This window comes from Streptomyces sp. NPDC088157, assembly GCF_044741545.1.
Classification (GTDB): Bacteria; Actinomycetota; Actinomycetes; order Streptomycetales; family Streptomycetaceae; genus Streptomyces.
The window spans coordinates 127,714-144,573 of sequence record NZ_JBIUSU010000005.1 but is presented as its reverse complement, the minus strand read 5'-3'; the positions used below and the strand labels follow the sequence as shown (position 1 = coordinate 144,573).

Annotated in this window: 23 protein-coding genes and 3 pseudogenes; 9 read left to right on the top strand and 17 right to left on the bottom strand. The window is 70.8% G+C overall.

Annotated elements, in window-relative coordinates; translation table 11 throughout:
- Positions 1 to 82 precede the first annotated feature (82 nt).
- From ACIPFH_RS20670 to ACIPFH_RS20600, 15 genes are all read right to left on the bottom strand, one after another.
- Positions 83 to 328 (bottom strand): hypothetical protein, encoded by a 246-nt coding sequence (locus ACIPFH_RS20670; protein ID WP_401828263.1) that lies wholly within the window; start codon positions 326 to 328, stop codon positions 83 to 85.
- Between the two features lie 41 nt (positions 329 to 369).
- Entirely contained in the window at positions 370 to 543 is a 174-nt protein-coding gene (locus tag ACIPFH_RS20665) for a hypothetical protein (RefSeq protein WP_401828262.1), read from the bottom strand.
- Positions 540 to 1,169, bottom strand: a complete 630-nt coding sequence (locus tag ACIPFH_RS20660) for a hypothetical protein (protein ID WP_401828260.1) — start codon at positions 1,167 to 1,169, stop codon at positions 540 to 542. The genes ACIPFH_RS20665 and ACIPFH_RS20660 overlap by 4 nt, the downstream gene beginning before the upstream one ends.
- Positions 1,166 to 1,366, bottom strand: a complete 201-nt coding sequence (locus ACIPFH_RS20655; protein WP_401828258.1) for a hypothetical protein — start codon at positions 1,364 to 1,366, stop codon at positions 1,166 to 1,168. The genes ACIPFH_RS20660 and ACIPFH_RS20655 overlap by 4 nt, the downstream gene beginning before the upstream one ends.
- 8 nt (positions 1,367 to 1,374) lie before the next feature.
- Positions 1,375 to 1,869 (bottom strand): single-stranded DNA-binding protein, encoded by a 495-nt coding sequence (locus ACIPFH_RS20650; RefSeq protein WP_401828257.1) that lies wholly within the window; start codon positions 1,867 to 1,869, stop codon positions 1,375 to 1,377.
- Between the two features lie 30 nt (positions 1,870 to 1,899).
- A complete protein-coding gene (locus tag ACIPFH_RS20645; protein ID WP_401828255.1) occupies positions 1,900 to 2,367 on the bottom strand; it encodes a hypothetical protein in 468 nt (155 codons plus the stop codon).
- Positions 2,360 to 2,563, bottom strand: a complete 204-nt coding sequence (locus ACIPFH_RS20640; RefSeq protein WP_401828254.1) for a hypothetical protein — start codon at positions 2,561 to 2,563, stop codon at positions 2,360 to 2,362. The genes ACIPFH_RS20645 and ACIPFH_RS20640 overlap by 8 nt, the downstream gene beginning before the upstream one ends.
- Entirely contained in the window at positions 2,560 to 2,952 is a 393-nt protein-coding gene (locus ACIPFH_RS20635) for a hypothetical protein (protein WP_401828252.1), read from the bottom strand. The genes ACIPFH_RS20640 and ACIPFH_RS20635 overlap by 4 nt, the downstream gene beginning before the upstream one ends.
- 231 nt (positions 2,953 to 3,183) lie before the next feature.
- Positions 3,184 to 4,257, bottom strand: coding sequence for a helicase RepA family protein (locus ACIPFH_RS20630; RefSeq protein WP_401828250.1), 1,074 nt, complete (start codon positions 4,255 to 4,257; stop codon positions 3,184 to 3,186).
- The gene (locus tag ACIPFH_RS20625; protein ID WP_401828248.1) at positions 4,254 to 5,165 is read right to left on the bottom strand and encodes a bifunctional DNA primase/polymerase; all 912 of its coding nucleotides are present in this window, start codon (positions 5,163 to 5,165) and stop codon (positions 4,254 to 4,256) included. Before ACIPFH_RS20625 ends, ACIPFH_RS20630 begins: the two co-directional genes overlap by 4 nt.
- An 84-nt stretch (positions 5,166 to 5,249) precedes the next feature.
- Positions 5,250 to 5,534: a hypothetical protein gene (locus tag ACIPFH_RS20620; RefSeq protein WP_401828246.1), complete on the bottom strand. Its 285-nt coding sequence runs from the start codon at positions 5,532 to 5,534 to the stop codon at positions 5,250 to 5,252.
- On the bottom strand, positions 5,531 to 5,854 hold the full coding sequence (locus ACIPFH_RS20615) for a hypothetical protein (RefSeq protein WP_401828244.1): 324 nt from the start codon (positions 5,852 to 5,854) through the stop codon (positions 5,531 to 5,533). Before ACIPFH_RS20615 ends, ACIPFH_RS20620 begins: the two co-directional genes overlap by 4 nt.
- On the bottom strand, positions 5,851 to 6,084 hold the full coding sequence (locus tag ACIPFH_RS20610) for a hypothetical protein (RefSeq protein ID WP_401828242.1): 234 nt from the start codon (positions 6,082 to 6,084) through the stop codon (positions 5,851 to 5,853). The genes ACIPFH_RS20615 and ACIPFH_RS20610 overlap by 4 nt, the downstream gene beginning before the upstream one ends.
- A complete protein-coding gene (locus ACIPFH_RS20605) occupies positions 6,081 to 6,407 on the bottom strand; it encodes a hypothetical protein (protein WP_401828240.1) in 327 nt (108 codons plus the stop codon). Before ACIPFH_RS20605 ends, ACIPFH_RS20610 begins: the two co-directional genes overlap by 4 nt.
- Positions 6,408 to 6,539: 132 nt before the next feature.
- Positions 6,540 to 6,776, bottom strand: coding sequence for a helix-turn-helix transcriptional regulator (locus ACIPFH_RS20600; protein ID WP_401828238.1), 237 nt, complete (start codon positions 6,774 to 6,776; stop codon positions 6,540 to 6,542).
- A 90-nt stretch (positions 6,777 to 6,866) separates the two neighbouring features.
- On the opposite strand from ACIPFH_RS20600, the gene ACIPFH_RS20595 reads away from it, so the two are divergent.
- Positions 6,867 to 7,748, top strand: a complete 882-nt coding sequence (locus ACIPFH_RS20595) for a helix-turn-helix domain-containing protein (protein ID WP_401828236.1) — start codon at positions 6,867 to 6,869, stop codon at positions 7,746 to 7,748.
- Between the two features lie 3 nt (positions 7,749 to 7,751).
- On the opposite strand, the gene ACIPFH_RS20590 is transcribed toward ACIPFH_RS20595, so the two are convergent.
- A complete protein-coding gene (locus ACIPFH_RS20590; protein ID WP_401828234.1) occupies positions 7,752 to 9,242 on the bottom strand; it encodes a recombinase family protein in 1,491 nt (496 codons plus the stop codon).
- Positions 9,243 to 9,278: 36 nt separating this feature from the next.
- On the opposite strand from ACIPFH_RS20590, the pseudogene ACIPFH_RS20585 reads away from it, so the two are divergent.
- The 6 genes and pseudogenes from ACIPFH_RS20585 to ACIPFH_RS20560 form a co-directional block, all read left to right on the top strand.
- Positions 9,279 to 9,911 (top strand): annotated as a pseudogene (locus ACIPFH_RS20585) (CpaF family protein); the annotation flags it as partial.
- Complete coding sequence (locus tag ACIPFH_RS20580) at positions 9,904 to 10,764, top strand: type II secretion system F family protein (RefSeq protein ID WP_401828232.1); 861 nt, start codon at positions 9,904 to 9,906, stop codon at positions 10,762 to 10,764. The pseudogene ACIPFH_RS20585 and the gene ACIPFH_RS20580, both read left to right, overlap by 8 nt.
- Positions 10,765 to 10,811: 47 nt before the next feature.
- Positions 10,812 to 11,597 carry a type II secretion system F family protein gene (locus tag ACIPFH_RS20575; RefSeq protein WP_401828230.1) on the top strand — a complete coding sequence of 262 codons (786 nt, stop codon included), beginning with the start codon at positions 10,812 to 10,814 and terminating at the stop codon, positions 11,595 to 11,597.
- Between the two features lie 282 nt (positions 11,598 to 11,879).
- A complete protein-coding gene (locus ACIPFH_RS20570; protein WP_401829211.1) occupies positions 11,880 to 12,089 on the top strand; it encodes a DUF4244 domain-containing protein in 210 nt (69 codons plus the stop codon).
- Positions 12,076 to 12,474 (top strand): annotated as a pseudogene (locus ACIPFH_RS20565) (TadE family type IV pilus minor pilin); the annotation flags it as partial. The gene ACIPFH_RS20570 and the pseudogene ACIPFH_RS20565, both read left to right, overlap by 14 nt.
- A gap of 312 nt (positions 12,475 to 12,786) precedes the next feature.
- Positions 12,787 to 13,140, top strand: a pseudogene (locus tag ACIPFH_RS20560) (Rv3654c family TadE-like protein); the annotation flags it as partial.
- Here the strand turns inward: ACIPFH_RS20560 and ACIPFH_RS20555 are convergent.
- A complete protein-coding gene (locus ACIPFH_RS20555; RefSeq protein ID WP_401828228.1) occupies positions 13,088 to 15,769 on the bottom strand; it encodes a DEAD/DEAH box helicase in 2,682 nt (893 codons plus the stop codon). The pseudogene ACIPFH_RS20560 and the gene ACIPFH_RS20555 sit on opposite strands and share 53 nt — an antisense overlap.
- 81 nt (positions 15,770 to 15,850) lie before the next feature.
- Here ACIPFH_RS20555 and bldG point away from each other — a divergent pair, with 81 nt between their 5' ends.
- Together bldG and ACIPFH_RS20545 are read left to right on the top strand one after the other, a co-directional pair.
- Positions 15,851 to 16,192 carry an anti-sigma factor antagonist BldG gene (gene bldG / locus ACIPFH_RS20550; RefSeq protein WP_009189842.1) on the top strand — a complete coding sequence of 114 codons (342 nt, stop codon included), beginning with the start codon at positions 15,851 to 15,853 and terminating at the stop codon, positions 16,190 to 16,192.
- A 110-nt stretch (positions 16,193 to 16,302) separates the two neighbouring features.
- Complete coding sequence (locus tag ACIPFH_RS20545; RefSeq protein ID WP_401828226.1) at positions 16,303 to 16,737, top strand: ATP-binding protein; 435 nt, start codon at positions 16,303 to 16,305, stop codon at positions 16,735 to 16,737.
- Positions 16,738 to 16,860 lie beyond the last annotated feature (123 nt).

Here is a 16,860-nt window from a genome sequence, read left to right as displayed (position 1 = left end):
CAGGATGTTCGGTAGAGGGTCGGACGGCGCGCGCGCCTCCTCGGTGCTCCAACACCGGGGGGAGCTGCTGTCCGGCCCTCGTCTATTCGGTTGTGCTGGCGTCCGGCGTGCCGGTCGCTGTCTTGCGGTCCTGCTTCTTGAGCGCCTTGTCGACGGCGTTCCAGCTCCGTCCGAGATCGCGGGCGACCTCGGCGACGGAGCCGAGGTCCGTCACGCCTTCGCGTAGGGCTTCGGCTCGTCGTGTGGCGGACTCGGAGGCGAGGATGCGCAGCTGCTCCAACAGCTGTTCTTCCTCGCGGACCCGTTCCCTCCAGGGCTTGGCGTCCATCGGGATAAGCGTATCCAACCCCGGGGTGGGATGCAAGGTCCTCATCCCGACTGCTCAGTCTTCTGCGCCCGCCGGAACGCCTCATGGATCAGCCGCTGCGCCTCGGCCAAGTGCCGTGCGCAGATCTTCAGTTCGGCGCCCGGGTCCACCGCCTCGCCCGTGCACTGGGCACCGCGCCCAGACAGCACGCGGCAGGTCACGATGCGGTCCGTCATGCCGGCTCCTTCGGCTGGTGGTGCAGGAGCAGGAGCCAGTCCTGCTCGGTGGCGTAGACGCAGTGGCACCAGTCGCACACCAGCCTGGTCTGACCGGGCTGGTGGCGGATGACGGCCCCGCAGATGACGCCGGACGTGTCGATCGACACGCACTGCCCGATGCGCCGGCCCCGCTCCGGGAGCGCGCCAACGATCGACAGCGCGGCGCCCTCCATCTCCCGCACCTCCCCGGCCAGATCGCCGGCCGCCGGATACGCCGCGGCGATCCAGTCCAGGTTCATCCCGAGCCAGCGCGCCGCGGCCAGCACGCGCCGCTCGACGCCGCCGGTGACGGCGGGCTCGCCCCAGCCGCGCACCCGCTGCACGTCCGACCGCCAGCCCTCCAGGACGAGGGCGATGCCCCCGTAGCGGAGGTCGAGGACGGCCTCGTCGACGGGCAGCCCGGGGTCCGTGCGGCTGGTCGAGACGCGCTCGCCGCTGCCGCGGGCGGCCGGGGTGAGGAACCCGGCCAGCGCCGCGTACAACTTCGGCATGCGCTCGAGGCGCTCCGCCAGGGCGAGCGTGTCCCCGGGGCAGAGGTAGCCGCCCTCGAGGGCGCGCTCGCACAGACCGCAGGCCGCGCTCACACGCGGCTCCGGTGCTGAAGCCGGTACAGGCGGAAGCCGTTGAGGTACTGGTCGCCGGTCGCCTGCTTCAGTGCGGTCTCGGCGTCGGTCTGGCTGCGGCGAGCGCTGCGCATGTCGATGACCATGTGCCAGAGGGCCATGCACTGGGCTCCGATGCCGATACCGATGATCAGCAGCTCGATCTCGATTGCGGTCACTTTGACTCCTAGAAGGGGGGTTCTTCCGAGTGGCCAGCGCCCTGTGCGGCGGGCTGCTGCTGGCCGTTGGCGGGCTTGGCCCCGGCCCAGGGGTCGTCGCCGCGCGGGGCAGCCTGGACGTTCTGGGGGTTGCCCTGCTTGTTCTGCCGCTCGACCTTGGCCGTCGCACGCGCGAGGGACGGGCCGACCTCGTCGACGTCGAGTTCGCAGACCGTGCGCTTGACGCCCTCGCGGTCCTCGTAGGACCGCTGCTTCAGCCGGCCCTGGACGATGACGCGCGTGCCGCGGGCGAGGGACTCCGCGACGTTCTCGGCGGCCTGCCGCCACACGGAGCAGGTGAGGAACAGCGAGTCGCCGTCCTTCCACTCGCTGGTCTGCTTGTCGTAGACGCGCGGGGTGGAGGCGATGCGGAACTTGGCGACGGCGACGCCGGCCGGGGTGAAGCGGAGTTCGGGGTCGTCGACCAGGTTGCCGACGACGGTGATGACGGTCTCGCCTGCCATGGCGGGCTCCTTCTGTGGTGTGCGGCTGGATCAGATGAGGGCGGCGTAGATCGCCTTGGCCTGGTCGGCGAGTTCGGCGAGGAGCCGGTAGACGGATCCGAGGTGGTAGTGGGGGACCCGAGAGCGAGGCGCGTGGTTGTTCACGTGCAGCCAGTCGGTGGTGAGGCTCAGCAGGCGCTCGGGGTTCGACGGGTGTCCGTAGATGGGGGCGCCGGCGTCGAGGTCGTCGAGCCAGTCCCGGAGGTCCCTCGCGATGTAGAGCAGGCCGGTGTTGTTGCATGCCCAGCACATGCAGGTCTCGTCTCCGTCGCGGTGCCGGACGTCGTGGGTCTGGCAGTCGTCGCTGTCACATTCGAGGGCCTGGCGGATGCCGTCGTCGATGTCGTCGACCTGGTGGTCGAGCATGTGGCGGACGTGCGGGATGGCGTCGTTCCAGAGGGTTGCGATGCCGAGCGCGGTCGCCTCATCGACGTCGCAGATGCTCTTGGGGTCAAGCACGGTCGTTCTCCTCGCTGCCTGTGGGGGCGGTTGCGTCCGTCGTGCGGGCGGCGGCCTGGTTGCGGAGCTTGGTGGCGTGCCGGTGGGCGAGGCCGCGCTGCCGAGCGGCTGCGAGGACGGCCCGCCGGCGCTTGGCCGCTTCGGCGCGGGCCTGGGCGGCGGCGATCTTCTCGGCCACGACGTCGTCGACGTTCACGACTGGTCGGGGTGGTAGATGCGGGTGAATCCGCTTCGGACGGTGGCGTCCTCGGTGTATCCGTCCGAGTCGGCAACGAGCGGGGTGCAGTTGCCTGCGGAGTCGAACGCCCACGCCAGTACCGGCAGGGTCTCGATGTCGCCGGCGTCGGTTTCGCACTCGACAAGCCAGCCCTGTCCTGGGATTGCGCTGAGCGGGACCGGGTCGATCGGGACAAGCCCAGCGAAGTTGGCCCAGGTGTCGGCATCCCGGAGGTGGCCGGTCCTCTCGTCGGCCACGAGGGCGCACCCGTCGTCACCCCAGCCGACGACAGGCTTGGTGGTGAAGTACTGGTGGCCGTCCTTCTCGTGGCTATAGCGGGCCTCGTGGGTACGGGCAGAGGCGTGCATGGGGTCTCTTTCTCTCAGCTCCCACCGGCCTCGCCGCTCCCGCTTTTCCCACTTCCCACCCCCCTAAGAGAGGGGGGGTGGGTGGGAATTTGGGCGGGCCGTTGGGAAGAAGTTGGGAAGTTGGGAAGTGTGCAGGTCAGGGACGGGCTGCGGCTGGGAACGGGGTGGGAAGGGTGGGAAGTTGGGGCCGCCAGGCGAGGGAAATTCCCACGGCGAAAATGGGAAGTTTTCTCACGCAGCGTCACCGTCCTGCGCACTGGCGGTAGCGGACGACAGCCGCCAGCAAGGCCGCGACTCACTGCCCGTCTTCACGAGGAAGCCGAGCCGCTCGAGCTTGGCGACCGACCGGTAGACGGTGCTCGACGCCATCTCGGAGACCTCGACCAGGCGGGCCCGGGATACGGACTCGTTCGGGAACACCTCGTGCATCACGTCGAGGACGCGCTGCTCGGTCCTCGAGAGCTGGTTCTCCTCGGCCGGGCTCGAGGTGCGGTTGATGAGCACGCAGGACTCGAGCACGGGCTGCATCTTGAGGAAGACCGTGTCGAAGTCCTCGACGTCCTTCTGCTTGTCGCAGTGGACCTCGACGTACTCGTCGTTCTTCGTGACCTTGATGATCGAGGTGGCCGCGCCGTCGAAGGCGGAAGCACCTCGCATGTTCTCGCCGTTGCGGCCGGAGTGGTGGATGAGCAGGACGCAGGAGCCGGACGCCTTGCGCAGCTCGTCCGCGGCGTTGACCACGTTGCCCATCTCGCCGTTGTCGTTCTCGTTGGCGCCGACGGTGCACCGGGCCTGAGTGTCGATGACGATGAGGGCGGGCCGCGTCTCCTGGACGAGCAGCTCGAGGGCCCGCAGGTCCGTTCCGTGGAGCAGCTGGACGGCGATCGGCAGGAACGTCACGTCGTGCATGCGGATGCCGGTGTGCCGCTCCCAGGCGCGCACCCGGCGGCGGATGCCGGAGGTGCCCTCGGCGACGAGGTACAGGACAGAGCCCTTGCTGACCTCGTGGACGCCGGCCCAGGGCAGACCGTTTGCCACGCAGCCCGCCCAGTCGATACCGACGAACGACTTGCCCGAGCCGGGCTTGCCATAGATCCAGGCGAGGGAGTCCCGGAACAGGATTCCCTCGACGAGGGGCACCGGGTCGGGCAGCCCGTCGAGTCCGTCGGTGTCGACGAGTGCGGAACGGAGTGCGGCGAGGCGGGCCTGGGTGGGGTTCTCGCCGCCAGGGTCGGGCTCGTCGTGGGCGCCGCCGTCGTCACCCCAGAACCGGGCGGCCGCCTCGTCGAAGTCGGTCGTGGTCACGCGGCCCACGTCCTGTCCGACGGCCGGTTACCGGCGCTTTCGATGGTGGCGCGAGCCTCGCTTTCGGTCAGGCCCATCGCGGAGGCCGCCGTGTGCAGCCCCTGCAAGGCGTCGTACAGGTCGATGTGCCCTTGGTTGGCGGCTTCGTGGGCACGGCAGGCGGCGAAGTAGAGGTGGTCGTTGCGGTTGCCCTGGCTGGCGTCCATGACGTGCTGCACGAGGGCGTCGGTGGTCCAGTGCTTGCCGGGCCGGCGGATCCCGGACAGAGACGGCGTGTACCCGTGGGGCCTGGTGATGGGGCGCGGCTTCTCCTTGCGCGGCAGGAGTGCGGCGGGCCACGGGATCTCGGGCGGGAAGAAGAGGTTGCGGCTCCCAGGCCACCGGTAGCGGGCCCCCGACTTGTGCAGGGAGGGCGCGAGCACGACGTAGTTGTTGTGCTTGAACTCGACGCCGGGGAACGGTTCCTTGGGGAGGTCGAAGCCGGGGGAGAGGTAGAGCATGTGGAGGCCGTCACCTCCGGTGATCTGCATGGTGGTGCCGGGCAGGACGCCTACGCGTTCCTCGATGCCGCACAGCGAGCCGCGGCCCCCATTGCGCGGGTCCATGTCGATGACGGCCCAGCCGTTGAGCTTGCAGGGCGCGCCGATGTTGGCGTCGGGCTCCTCCCTCCACCACCGGCGGATCAGGTCGATGTTGCTGGTGGCGGCGTGGAAGCCGTGGCAGGTGGGGACGCCGCACTGGCAGTCCTCGGGACGGTGCTTGACGTACAGGCTGCTGTCGCTGTCGCAGCGCGTGCAGTTGGCGAACGGCGCCTTGTTGCGGCGCACGCGGAAGATCTTGATTCCCGCCATGGCGTAGGCCTCGGCGGCGGCCGGGAGTTCGGCGGGGATGGGAATGCCGGCGGTCACGAACTGCTCTCTTCTACGAGCTGCTGGATCTGGTTCGCGGGGGTGCGGGCGGGCGCCGCGGGGGGAGTCGGCGCCCGCCCGCGGTCAGGCGGCCTTGCGCTTCTCCTGGGCGATGTCCTCGGCGGCCGCGGTGATGCGCGTGCACCAGTTGCGGGCGGCGGTGAGGACGGACAGGGGCGTGGGCTGCTGGCGCAGGTCGTGCTGGATGGAGCCGAGGACCATCTCGTGCAGGGCCAGTTCGGCGGCGCGCTGTACGTACAGGTCGTCCTCGTTGGGGGTGTCCACGGCAGCGGACGGCCCTGCGATGGCGTCGAGGTCGACGGGTTCGCCGACCGGCCACTGGCCCGGGCGCTTCGTGGGGCCGGTCACTGTGCGCCGTCCACGTTCTTCTCGATCCAGTCGGCCAGGTCCTGGAAGGACTGGGCGCGCTGGCCGGTGGCGAGGGCGTACAGCGCCCGCATGCTGAGCTCGAACTCGGCGGCGTTGGCGGCGGCTGCCTTCGGGGTGGCGCCGCGGGCCGCCAGGTATCTCTCGGCGGCGAACGGATTGGACTGTGCCCAGGGGGCTTCGACCTCGGACTCGGTTTCGCTGACGAGCTGGAAGCAGGCTTCCGGGATCTCGTCGCCCTCGCCCATGTCGCGGACGGCGACCAGGAACTGGGCACGTTCGATGTACGTCAGATCCTTCACGCCGCCTCCTTGGCTGCTGCTGCGGGCTGGTGGAACGCGGCGCGGATGGTCGCGCGCTGCTCGTTGCTCAGCGGCGGCGCGGCGTCGACGATGCGCTCGATGCGCGCCCAGTAGGCGGCGTTGCGGGCAGGGTCGGCGAAGCGGACGGGCCGGTCGTATCGGGCCGGGGGGCCGGGGGAGTCCACGAGCTGCACACCCCCGGCCTGCGCGGCGACCGGCTGGGCGGTCACGCCTCGACCTTGTCGCCGGCGATGCTGAAGCGGGTGACCTGGAAGACGTCGGGGAACAGGTGAGTTGGCAGCTCGAGGTGCGTGGTGATGAGGAACCGGATCGCGCCGTCGCGGGTGTCGGGGTGGGCCTTCGTCGGCGTGTGGATGGTGACGCGGCCGGAGGCCGTGACGGTGACGTAGCCGATGAACTTCGGCTCGTTGATCTCGGTGGTGTCGAGTCTGCCGTTAACTCTGGCAAGGAGTTCGTCCATGGGCAGGTCGCAGACCTGATCCGGGGTGAGGGTCGCGGGTGCGGCTGCTGTCTGGAGCTGTACCTTGGGCATAGAGCTGTCCCTGTTTCTCATTGCGTGGGTACGGGTTTGCTCGACAGGAGAGGGGTGGGTACCAGCCGCCCCTCTTCGTCGTTTCGGTGGACGCTCTCGGGTACCAGCCGTGAGCGGCGCCGTCCTTGACGGTCAGGCCGAAGCCTTCGCAGCCTGCGCGGCAGCCTGCTGCCGCTCGAACTCCTCGCAGTTGGCGAGGGAGTACAGAACGCGGCGACCGACCTTGATGCCCTGCGGGCCGTAGTTGCCGACCTGCCGCCACCAGCGCACGGTGGCGGGCGAGGTCCGGTAGCGCGCGGCTACCTCTTCAGTGGTCAGGAAGCACTCGGAGGGCCCCCCTACCTGCGAGGACGTGAGTTCTCGCCCCATGGTTACCTCCAGGAGGTTCGGGCTTGCTCAACAAGGTATACGCCCGTGCCCCCTCTGGCCGCAACCTCCTTGAGGTAGTACGTTGCTGCCATGGGTAGCCAACAACAATCGTGGATGTTCGCGGAAGACCGGTTCGGCCGGCGCCTTAGGTTCGAGCGCGAGAAGCGCGGCATGACGCAGGCCGACGTGGCTCGAGTGCTATGGGATGAGTACGCCCTCAGGTTGCATCCGACAGCGATCGCCAAGATGGAACAGCGAGACGCGGAAAAGCCGCGAGCAATCAGGCTGAGTGAGGCGCGAGCAGTCGCCGATATGTTCGGTCTCACGGTTGACGAGATGATGTCGACTGGCAACCGGCAGCTGGAAGAGCTGGCTCGCGAATTCTCGCAACTAGGGTCTCGAGCCGAAGAGCTTCGAAGGTACAGTGACGACCTGTTTAGCCGATTGCAGTCGATCGGCGTTCTTATGGACGTTCCTGAGGGTCAAGTTTCCCCAGAGCTGGCGGCCTATCGAGCGCAGATCATCAAGGCGATGGCGGCGATGTATGACACGGATGAGGCCAGGCGTGTTAAGGCTGAGGCACTTCTCGACGAGATGGAACAGAACGGCGAGGAACTGCCGCGTGATCCGATGATGACCGCTGCCACCATGGCTGTTGCGGCTTCGCCCCTGTCGGTCGCCGCCGAGGAAGGTGAAGAGTCGCGGGGCGACTCAGGGGAAACCAAATTGTCAGTCGGTCAACAATTGCGGCAGGGTCGGCTTGACGCGGGCCTCACGCACGAAGAACTTGAGAAGCGCTCCAGGATTCGCGCCGGAGCCATTAGGGCGATCGAAGAAGATGACTTCTCCTCCATGCCGAAGAGAGGGCGTAACGTGTACGCGCGCGGCCACATTCGCACCTTGGCTCGTGAGCTCAACCTTGATGCCGTCAGCCTTGTGCAGCAATATGACCAGAGCGCGCGCGAGAAGTGAGAGTCAGTTCCCCTTGCGCAACCAATTGAACGTGACCGCCTCGTAGTCGAAGTACCCGCCGTCCGGCGTGCGGCCCGGGCGCGGCGTCTTCAGCGTCACCTCGACCAGTGCCCGCAGCACCGACCGCTGCCGGTCCAGGCCCAGCGCCTTCCACGCCTTCCGCACATCCGGCGCCCCCACCAGGCCGACGAGCGGATCCCGCGTCGCCGCCCGCGCCAGCTGCTGCGTGACCCCGTCCAGCTGTGCGCGCGCCGTGTCCATGCCCTGGGTGAACGGTTCCAGCTCGAGCTGGCCGGCACCGAACAGGCCGCCGAGATCCTTCATCCGCTGCCGGATCTGCTCGGCCTCCGCCTGCAACCCGGGCACATCCACGCCGTCCGGCGCGGGCTCCAGGAGATCCTCGGCGTCGTCGCGCGAGAGCCGGTCGACGATCGTGTCCTCGACGTACTGGTCCACCACCTCAGCGCGGCGGCCGCCGCCGTGCGGAGACTGGCACCGGTAGCTCGGGTAGCTGCGGCCGCCGGACTGTGTGACGTACACGAAGTGCGGGCAGTCCCCGCGCCCGCACCGGTACAGGATCGACCCCAGCCACTTCGGCGTGTTCCCGGGCACTGTCGTCCGTGACGGGTCCTTGAGGATCGCCACGACCGCCCGGTACTTCGTCTCGTCGACGATCGCGTCCCACTTGCCCCGGCCGACCTCCTCGCCCCGATAGACGGCGATGCCGGCGTTCCTGGGGCGCAGCAGCATGTCGCGCATGTCGGTGTGCGTGACCGCGTTCCCGCGGGTGGTGGTCACGCCCTTGTCGGCGCACCACTTCACGAGAGACCGGATCGACCCGCCCGCCAGGATCTCGTCCGTCCAGTAGCGCAGTGCCTCGGCCTCCTCGGGCACCGACTTCAGCATGTCGAGCGCGGGCACCTCGACCTCGTCGCCGGTCTTCCGGTCGACCTTCTTCCGCGTCTCGCCGGTGGGCAGGCCCCAGCCGAACGGGCGGATGCCGCCCATCCACTCGCCCGCGAGGGCCTTCTGCTGGCGGGCCCGGGCGACGCGCTCGCCCTTGTGCTCTGACTCGTGCCGGGCGACGGCGCCGAGGATGCGTGCGGTCATCCGGCCGGACGGCGTGGACAGGTCGATGGGCCCGGCCTGGCAGGTGTGCGTGTTCACGCCGCGGCGTTCGGACAGGTCGATGTACTCCTCCAGCTCGGTGGGCGAGCGGTGGAGGCGGTCGGTGTGCCAGGAGACGACGACCGTGGCCGCGCCCTGGTCGAGGTCGGCGAGCATCTTGCGGTAGCCGGGCCGCTTCTTGCCGCTGTAGGCGGAGAGGTCGTTGTCGATGTACGTCTCGACGACGTCCCAGCCGTTCCGTTCCGCGAGCGCCTCGCAGTCCTCGCGCTGGCGGTCGACGCCGAGGTGCGCGCCGGTGCGGTCCTGGCTGATGCGCAGGTAGATGACGGCGCGCGTCCGGCCGCCCGCCGACTGGGTGGTCTTCATGCCCTGAGTGTGGCTCACCAATGGTGTCTTTGTCCGGGGTTCGGGAAGACGACTCTGTTGAGCGCGCTGCTGGGCCTGGTCGGGCCGGGCGAGCGGATCGTGCTCGCGGAGGACTCGGCGGAGCTGCGACCGGATCACCCGCACGTCGTCCGCCTGGAGACCAGACCCGCCAACCAGGAGGGGGCGGGGCTCGTCACCCTCGAGGACCTGGTGCGGCAGGCCCTGCGGATGCGGCCCGACCGGCTGGTCGTGGGCGAGGTGCGCGGCCCCGAGGTGGTCCATCTGCTGGCCGCGCTCAACACGGGTCATGAGGGCGGCTGCGGGACCGTCCACGCCAACGCCGCCGCGGACGTTCCCGCCCGGCTGGAGGCGCTCGGCACGGCGGCGGGGCTCGACCGGACAGCGCTGCACAGTCAGTTGGCGGCCGCCCTGTCCGTGGTCCTGCACCTCGTACGCGACCCGGCCGGGCGGCGGCGGATCGCCGAGGTGCACGTCCTGGAGCGGGACCGGTCCGGGCTGGTACGGACCGTGCCGGCGCTGCGGTGGCGGGCGGACGCCTTCGCCTACGAGCCGGGGTGGGAGCGGCTACGAGAACTGCTGCGGAGCGAGGAGAACGAAGGCAACGAAGGCAACGAAGGCAACGAAGGAAAGGGTGGGCGTGATGAGTGAGGTGCCGATGGCCGCGGCCGTGGCCTGTGCCGGGGCGGCGGCCTGGCTGATGGGCGGACCGTACTCAGGGGCCGGACGGGCGCAGTTGCTACTGGCTGGAGGTGGTGTGGTCGGCAGCGGGCCCCCGCCGTGGCACCGGCTCACCGGCGAACTGCGCAGGCTCCGGGGACGGTGGCGGCCCGAATGGTGGGCGCCGGTCGCCGGACTGGTCCTGGCGGTGCTGGGCGGTTCGGTACTGCCGGTCGTCGCGGGGGCGGCCGGGGTGCCCTTGCTGCGCCGGGTGCGGTGGGCCGCCCAGATCCGGCGGGCGGCGGAGCGCCGAGGGGACGCGGTGATCGCGCTGTGCGCGGCACTGGCCGGCGAGGTGCTGGCCGGCCGCCAGCCCGGGGAGGCGTTGCAGCGCGCCGCGCGGGACTCCGGAGGACTCGGGGAAGGGCAGCCGACGGTGCTGGCGGCGGCACGGTTCGGTGGGGACGTGCCCAAGGCTCTCGCGGTCGCGGCACGACAACCGGGTGCCGACGGACTCCTGGGACTCGCCGCGTGCTGGCGGGTGGCCGTGGACCAGGGAGCCGGTCTCGCTGCCGGACTCGACCGTCTGGAACAGGCGTTGCGGGCCGAGCGCGAGCAGCGAGCCGACCTGCGCGCCCAGTTGGCGGGCCCGCGCGCCACGGTGGTGATGCTCGCGGGCCTGCCGGTCCTGGGCCTTCTGCTGGGGGCCGCGCTCGGAGCGGACCCGCTGCACGTCCTGCTGCACACCGGAGCGGGGCTGGGCTGCCTGCTCGTCGGCGGTGTGCTGGAGGGCGCGGGGATGTGGTGGGCGCTGCGGATCGTCCGCAGCGCTGAAGCGAAGTGAGTGACAGAAGTGAGTGACAAGAAGCCGGTGACGTGGACGGAGGAGGCGTGAGCGTGGAAGTTGTCCACAGGCTGGGGGCGGCCGTGGGGATCGTGGCGGCCCTCTGGTGGCTTGTGCGGTGGTTGGAGACCGTCCGGCGCGAACGCAGGGCACGGCGGCGCCTGACCGAAGTGCTGACCTCGGGGTCGGCGACGGACGCCCGAGGGGCCGGACTGCGGGAGGCGGTACGACGGTGGCTTCCCGAGGCGGTGGTGGTGGGCGCCGGATGGGTGGTGGTCGGCGGCGTCGCCGGGCTCGTCGTGGGGGCGATCGGCGCGGTGGGGCTGGGGCGGTGGCGGCGTCGTCAACAGGCGGCGGGTGCGGTGAGCGAGGCCGACGCTCTGCTCGCCGAACGCCAACTCCCGCTCGCTGCCGACCTACTGGCCGCGTGCATCGCGGCCGGCGCCGGCCCGGTGATCGCGGCGCAGGCCGTGGGGGAGGCCCTGGGCGGTCCCGTGGGGGAAGGGCTGGCGCGCGGTGCCGCCGAGGTGCGGCTGGGCGGCGAACCGGCAATCGCATGGCGGAGGTTGGCCTCGACACCGGGTGCCGCGGCCCTGGCCCGTTTGCTGGAGCGGGCCGACGTGTCGGGGCTGCCGGCTGCCGGACCGGTGGCCCGGCTCGCCGCCGACACCCGCGCCGACTGGGCGCGTGCCGCGACGGCCCGGGCGCGACGGGCGGCCGTCATGGTCACCGTGCCCGTGGGGTTGTGCTTCCTGCCCGCCTTCATCGCGGTCGGTGTGCTGCCCATCGTCATCGGGCTCGCGAGCGGGGTGCTGGGAGGCGGTGGCCCATGACGGCGCGAACAAGGTGAACAAGTGAATTCCGTGAACCACGCGGTCGCGGTCGCCGAGGAACGGTGGCGCGGGTGGTCGAACCGTCGGCCGCCGAACAGTGGGGCGGCTGAGCAACGAGTCGCTCGACAGTGGGTGGCTGAACAGGTCGTCCAACGCGGGCGGCCGAGCAAGGAGTCGCTCGACAGCGGGCGGCCGAGCGGCGAGTGGCCGAACGCGGAGTGGCCGAACGCGGAGCAGTCGAACCAGCAGAGATCAACACGACGGAAACTCATGGGGGTTGAGATGTGCAAGGCGGTACGGACCTGGCTGTGTGCCCTGGTGTGCAGGGCGCGTGCGGCTCGAGGGGACGCGGGGATGGTGACGTCCGAGTACGCGATGGGGATCGTGGCGGCCGTGGGCTTCGCGGTGCTCCTCTACCAGGTGGTGACGAGCGAGGTGGTCGCGGCTCAGCTGCAGGCCGTCGTGAAACGGGCGCTCAGTGCGGGGGCGTGAGCGCGGACGGGAGCCTCGTCGCGCGAGTGGCCCGGTGTGCGACGGGGACCGGGGGTTCGTGACGGCGGAGTCGGCCGTGGTGCTGCCGGTGCTGGTGGTGTTCGCGACGGCGCTGGTGTGGGGGCTGCTGGTCATGGCCGCTCAGATCCGGTGCGTGGACGCGGCCAGGACCGGCGCCCGGGCGGCGGCCCGGCAGGATCCGGCCGACGCGGTCCTCGAGGTGACCCGCGCCACGGCGCCGCGCGGGGCGGAGGTGACGGTCAGCAGGGAGGGCGACCAGGTCCGTGTCGTGGTCGTGGCCAAGCCACCGGCGCTTCGCGGGCTGCCCTTCGAAGTGCGGGAGGAGGCCGTCGCGGCAGCGGAGGAGGCCGTGGGTCCGGCGGAGGCGGCGACGGGGAGGAGGGCCGCGGGGACGCCGGAAGAGGCCGTGGCGACGGCAGAGAGGGCAGAGAGGGCTGCGGCGACGGGGGAGAGGGCCCGGGGGGACGACCGAGAAGGCCGTGGGGACGGCGGAAGGAGCAGTGGGAGCGGCGGAGGAGGCCCGGGGCGCTGTGGGAGGCGTCCGTGTGGCAGAAGGCGCAGCGGGCGCCGCAGGAGACGCCCAGCGGTCGTCGGGAGACCTCCCGTGAGCGGCCAGGGGTCGGGTGGCTGGGGCAAGAGGGTCTGGACCCGGCTTCCCCAAGGGCGCCACGGGAGCGCGGACGCGGACCGTGGCTCCGCCACCGTCTGGAGCGTGGGTGCGATCGCCGTGCTGTGTGTGGTGTTCGGGGTGGTGCTCGCTCTTGGACAGGCCGTGGCGTCCCGGCACCGTGCCGCGGGCGGCGCCGATCTCGCGGCGCTCGCGGCCGCCGACCACTGGCCGGACGGCGCCGAGCAGGCATGTGCCCGCGCGGACCGGGTGGCCCGGGCACAGGGCGCGCGACTGGTGCGGTGCGCGGTCGTCGGCGCGATCTCGGATGTGACGGCGGCGTCGGGACGGGGACTGTTCGCGGCCGAGGTCAGGGCGCGGGCGGGCCCTGCGGATGAGGTGTCGCTCCCGCAGCCGCCCCCGTCGTCCCTGAGCCCTTCCCCGGCTCGGCTGCCGACTCCACCTCCGGCTTCCTCACCTCCGGCTTTCCTACCGCGCTTTCGTCCGTCGTCCCCTCAGCCCGCTCCTCGGTCGTCCGCTCAGTCCACTCAGTCCTCTCCGTCCGCTCCTCCGGCTCCCCCTCCACGCGTCCTTCGGGCTTCTCCTCGGGAGCCTCCCGCAGGAGTTCCGTGAGCAGCCGTACGGCCCCTCTCTTGTGCAGCGGGTCGTTGCCGTTGCCGCACTTGGGGGACTGGATGCAGGACGGGCAGCCGGCGTCGCACTCGCAGGAGGCGATGGCCTGCCGGGTGGCCGTCAGCCAGGCGCGGGCCGTGTGGAAGGCCCGCTCCGCGAAGCCGGCGCCGCCGGGATGGCCGTCGTAGACGAAGACCGTCGGCAACAGCGTGTCGGGGTGGAGGGGGACCGAGACGCCGCCGATGTCCCAGCGGTCGCAGGTCGCGAAGAGGGGCAGCATGCCGATCGAGGCGTGTTCGGCGGCGTGCAGGGCCCCGCCGAGGATCTCGGGGTTGATCCGGGCGGCGTCGAGTTGGTCCTCGGTCACCGTCCACCACACGGCACGCGTGCGCAGCGTACGAGGAGGGAGGTCGAGCTTCGACTCGCCCAGGACTTCACCGGTGATGACACGTCGACGCAGGAAGGAGACGACCTGGTTGGTGACTTCGACCGAGCCGTAGCACAACCGGCCCTGGCCCCAGGGGATTTCGACGTCCGTCTCCAGGACGGAGATCGACGTCGTGTCCCGGGCGACCGTCGAGTACGGCGGGTTGGCCTCCTCGACCAGGGCGACGGCGTCCTCCAGGTCCAGGGAACGCACGAGATACGTGCGGCCCTGGTGGAGGTGGACCGCCCCCTCGTGGACGGTGGTGTGGGAGGAGCCCGCGTCGACCGTGCCGAGCAGTCGGCCGGTGCCGGCCTCGACGACCTGGACCGGCCGGCCGCCCTCGCCGCGGATGTCCGCGAGGTCGGCGGCCCGCTCCCGGCGGGTCCAGTGCCAGGCTTTGGTACGGCGGCGCAGCAGCTTCGCGGCCTCCAGCTGCGGCAGCAGGTTCTCGGTCTCCGGGCCGAAAAGGGGCAGGTCCTCGTCGGTCAGCGGGAGTTCCGCGGCCGCCGCGCACAGGTGCGGGGCCAGGACGTAGGGGTTGTCGGGGTCGAGGACGGTCGACTCCACGGGACGGTCGAACAGCGCCTCCGGGTGGTGCACCAGGAAGGTGTCCAGCGGGTCGTCCCGGGCGACGAGCACCGCCAGCGCGCCCTGCCCGGACCGGCCCGCCCGGCCGGCCTGCTGCCACAGGGACGCGCGCGTGCCCGGGTAACCGGCGATCAGGACGGCGTCGAGTCCGGAGACGTCGATACCGAGCTCCAGGGCGGTGGTCGCGGCGAGGCCGAGGAGCTCACCCGAGTGCAGGGCCTGCTCCAGGGCGCGTCGTTCCTCGGGGAGATAACCGCCGCGGTAGGCCGCGACACGCCGGGCGAGTGAGCGGTCGATCTCGGCGAGACGCTCCTGGGCGATCACCGCGATCAGCTCGGCGCCCCGCCGGGAACGGACGAAGGCGACGGTGCGCACGCCCTGGACGGCGAGGTCCGTCAGCAGGTCGGCGGTCTCGGCGGTGGCGGTACGCCGGACGGGTGCGCCCTTCTCGCCCACCATCTCGGTGAGCGGGGGCTCCCACAGGGCGAACACCAGTTCACCGCGGGGCGAGGCGTCGTCGGCGACCTCGACCACCGGGAGGCCGGTGAGCCGCCCGGCCGCCACCGCGGGTTCGGCGGCCGTCGCGGAGGCCAGCAGGAAGACCGGCGAGGCGCCGTACCGGGCGCACAGACGGCGTAGTCGGCGCAGGACCTGGGCGACATGGGAGCCGAACACGCCGCGGTAGGTGTGGCACTCGTCGATGACGACGTACTTCAGGGACTTCAGGAAGGAGGACCAGCGCGGGTGGGACGGGAGGATGCCGCGGTGCAGCATGTCCGGGTTGGTGAGGACGTAGTTGGCGTACTGCCTGATCCACTCCCGTTCCTCGAACGGGGTGTCGCCGTCGTACACGGCCGGCCGAACGGCGTTGCCGAGAGGTTGTGAAAGTTCCTTCACGGAGCGGCACTGGTCCGCCGCCAGGGCCTTGGTGGGCGCCAGGTAGAGAGTGGTCGCCCCGCGACCGTTCGGGGCCTCGGAGCCGTCCAGCAGGGCCGTGAGGACCGGCACGAGGTATGCCAGGGACTTGCCGGACGCGGTGCCCGTGGCGACGACCACGGAGTCGCCGTCCAGGGCGTGCTCGGCGACCCGGGCCTGGTGCGCCCAGGGGTGTTCGATGCCGCAGGCCTGCACGGCCGCGATGACCTCGGAGCGAATACGGTCCGGCCAGACGGCATGGCGGCCCTCGCGCGGGGGCAAGTGCTCCGTATGAGTGATGCGCGATGCCCGGCTCGGTCCCGGGGCGAGTCGGTCCAGGACCGCGGCCGGGGACAGGCGGGGCGCGGCCTCGGGCAAGGGTCGATCGGATCGGTGATTCTTGGCCATCGGCACCGAGTGTGTCACTGGCGTGACGGACAATGGGGCCAAGGCGTCGTGCACGCCTGCCGGTAAGTGATTGAATGCCATTGCGGCTGGCGTACCGTCCCGGGGGCTCCTGCCCAGGTGTTCCGAGGGACGACCGCTCGATAGCAAGGTGCTGGAGGATCCGTGGACCTGTCTCTGTCGACCCGTACCGTCGGCGATCGTACGGTCGTCGAGGTCGGTGGCGAAATCGACGTATATACCGCGCCCAAGTTGCGCGAGCAGCTGGTCGAGCTGGTGAACGACGGGAATTTCCACCTCGTCGTCGACATGGAGGGCGTGGACTTCCTCGACTCCACCGGGCTCGGCGTGCTGGTCGGCGGACTGAAGCGGGTGCGTGCCCATGAGGGCTCGCTCCGCCTGGTCTGCAACCAGGAGCGTATTTTGAAGATCTTCCGCATTACCGGTCTGACCAAGGTGTTCCCGATCCACACCTCGGTCGACGAAGCGGTCGCTGCCACCGACTGACCATCCCGTCCCGGGCCCGCGTGGCCCGGTACGGCTGGTCGAACAACGAAGGGGTCCGGGCTTCGCCGCCCGGCCCCCCGACAGCACGCCCGTAGTTCCGAGGGGGACGTATGGCCACCGTTGAACTCCGCTTCAGCGCGCTGCCCGAGCATGTCAGGACCGCCCGACTGGTGGCGGCAGCGGTGGCGCGCAGGGCCGGAGTGGACGAGGCCGTCCTCGACGAGGTGAGGCTCGCCGTCGGCGAGGCCTGCACCCGTGCCGTCGGGCTGCATCAGACCGGCGGAATCACCGCGCCGGTGAAGGTGGCGCTGATCGAGGAGGAGAAACAGTTCTCCATCGAGGTCGGCGACGAGGCGCCGCACTCGGCGCCCGGTGACCGGGTGCCCGGCTCGGGCGCAGAGGCCGACGCGGAGGCCGAGGAGGACGAGATGGGCCTCGCGGTCATCAGCGGCCTCGTCGACGATGTGGAGGTCACCGCCGGGGAGCACGGCGGGCTGATCCGCATGACCTGGCCGACCACGCCGGCGACCGCGACGCTCTCCTGACCCGAGCTTCGCGATCGACCCAGCCCGTTCGCCCCAACCGATCACCTCACCCGATCGAACCCATCTGATCGACCGACCTGGTCGAGCTGACCGAAGGGCCCTACCTCGTAGGGCCCTTCGGCA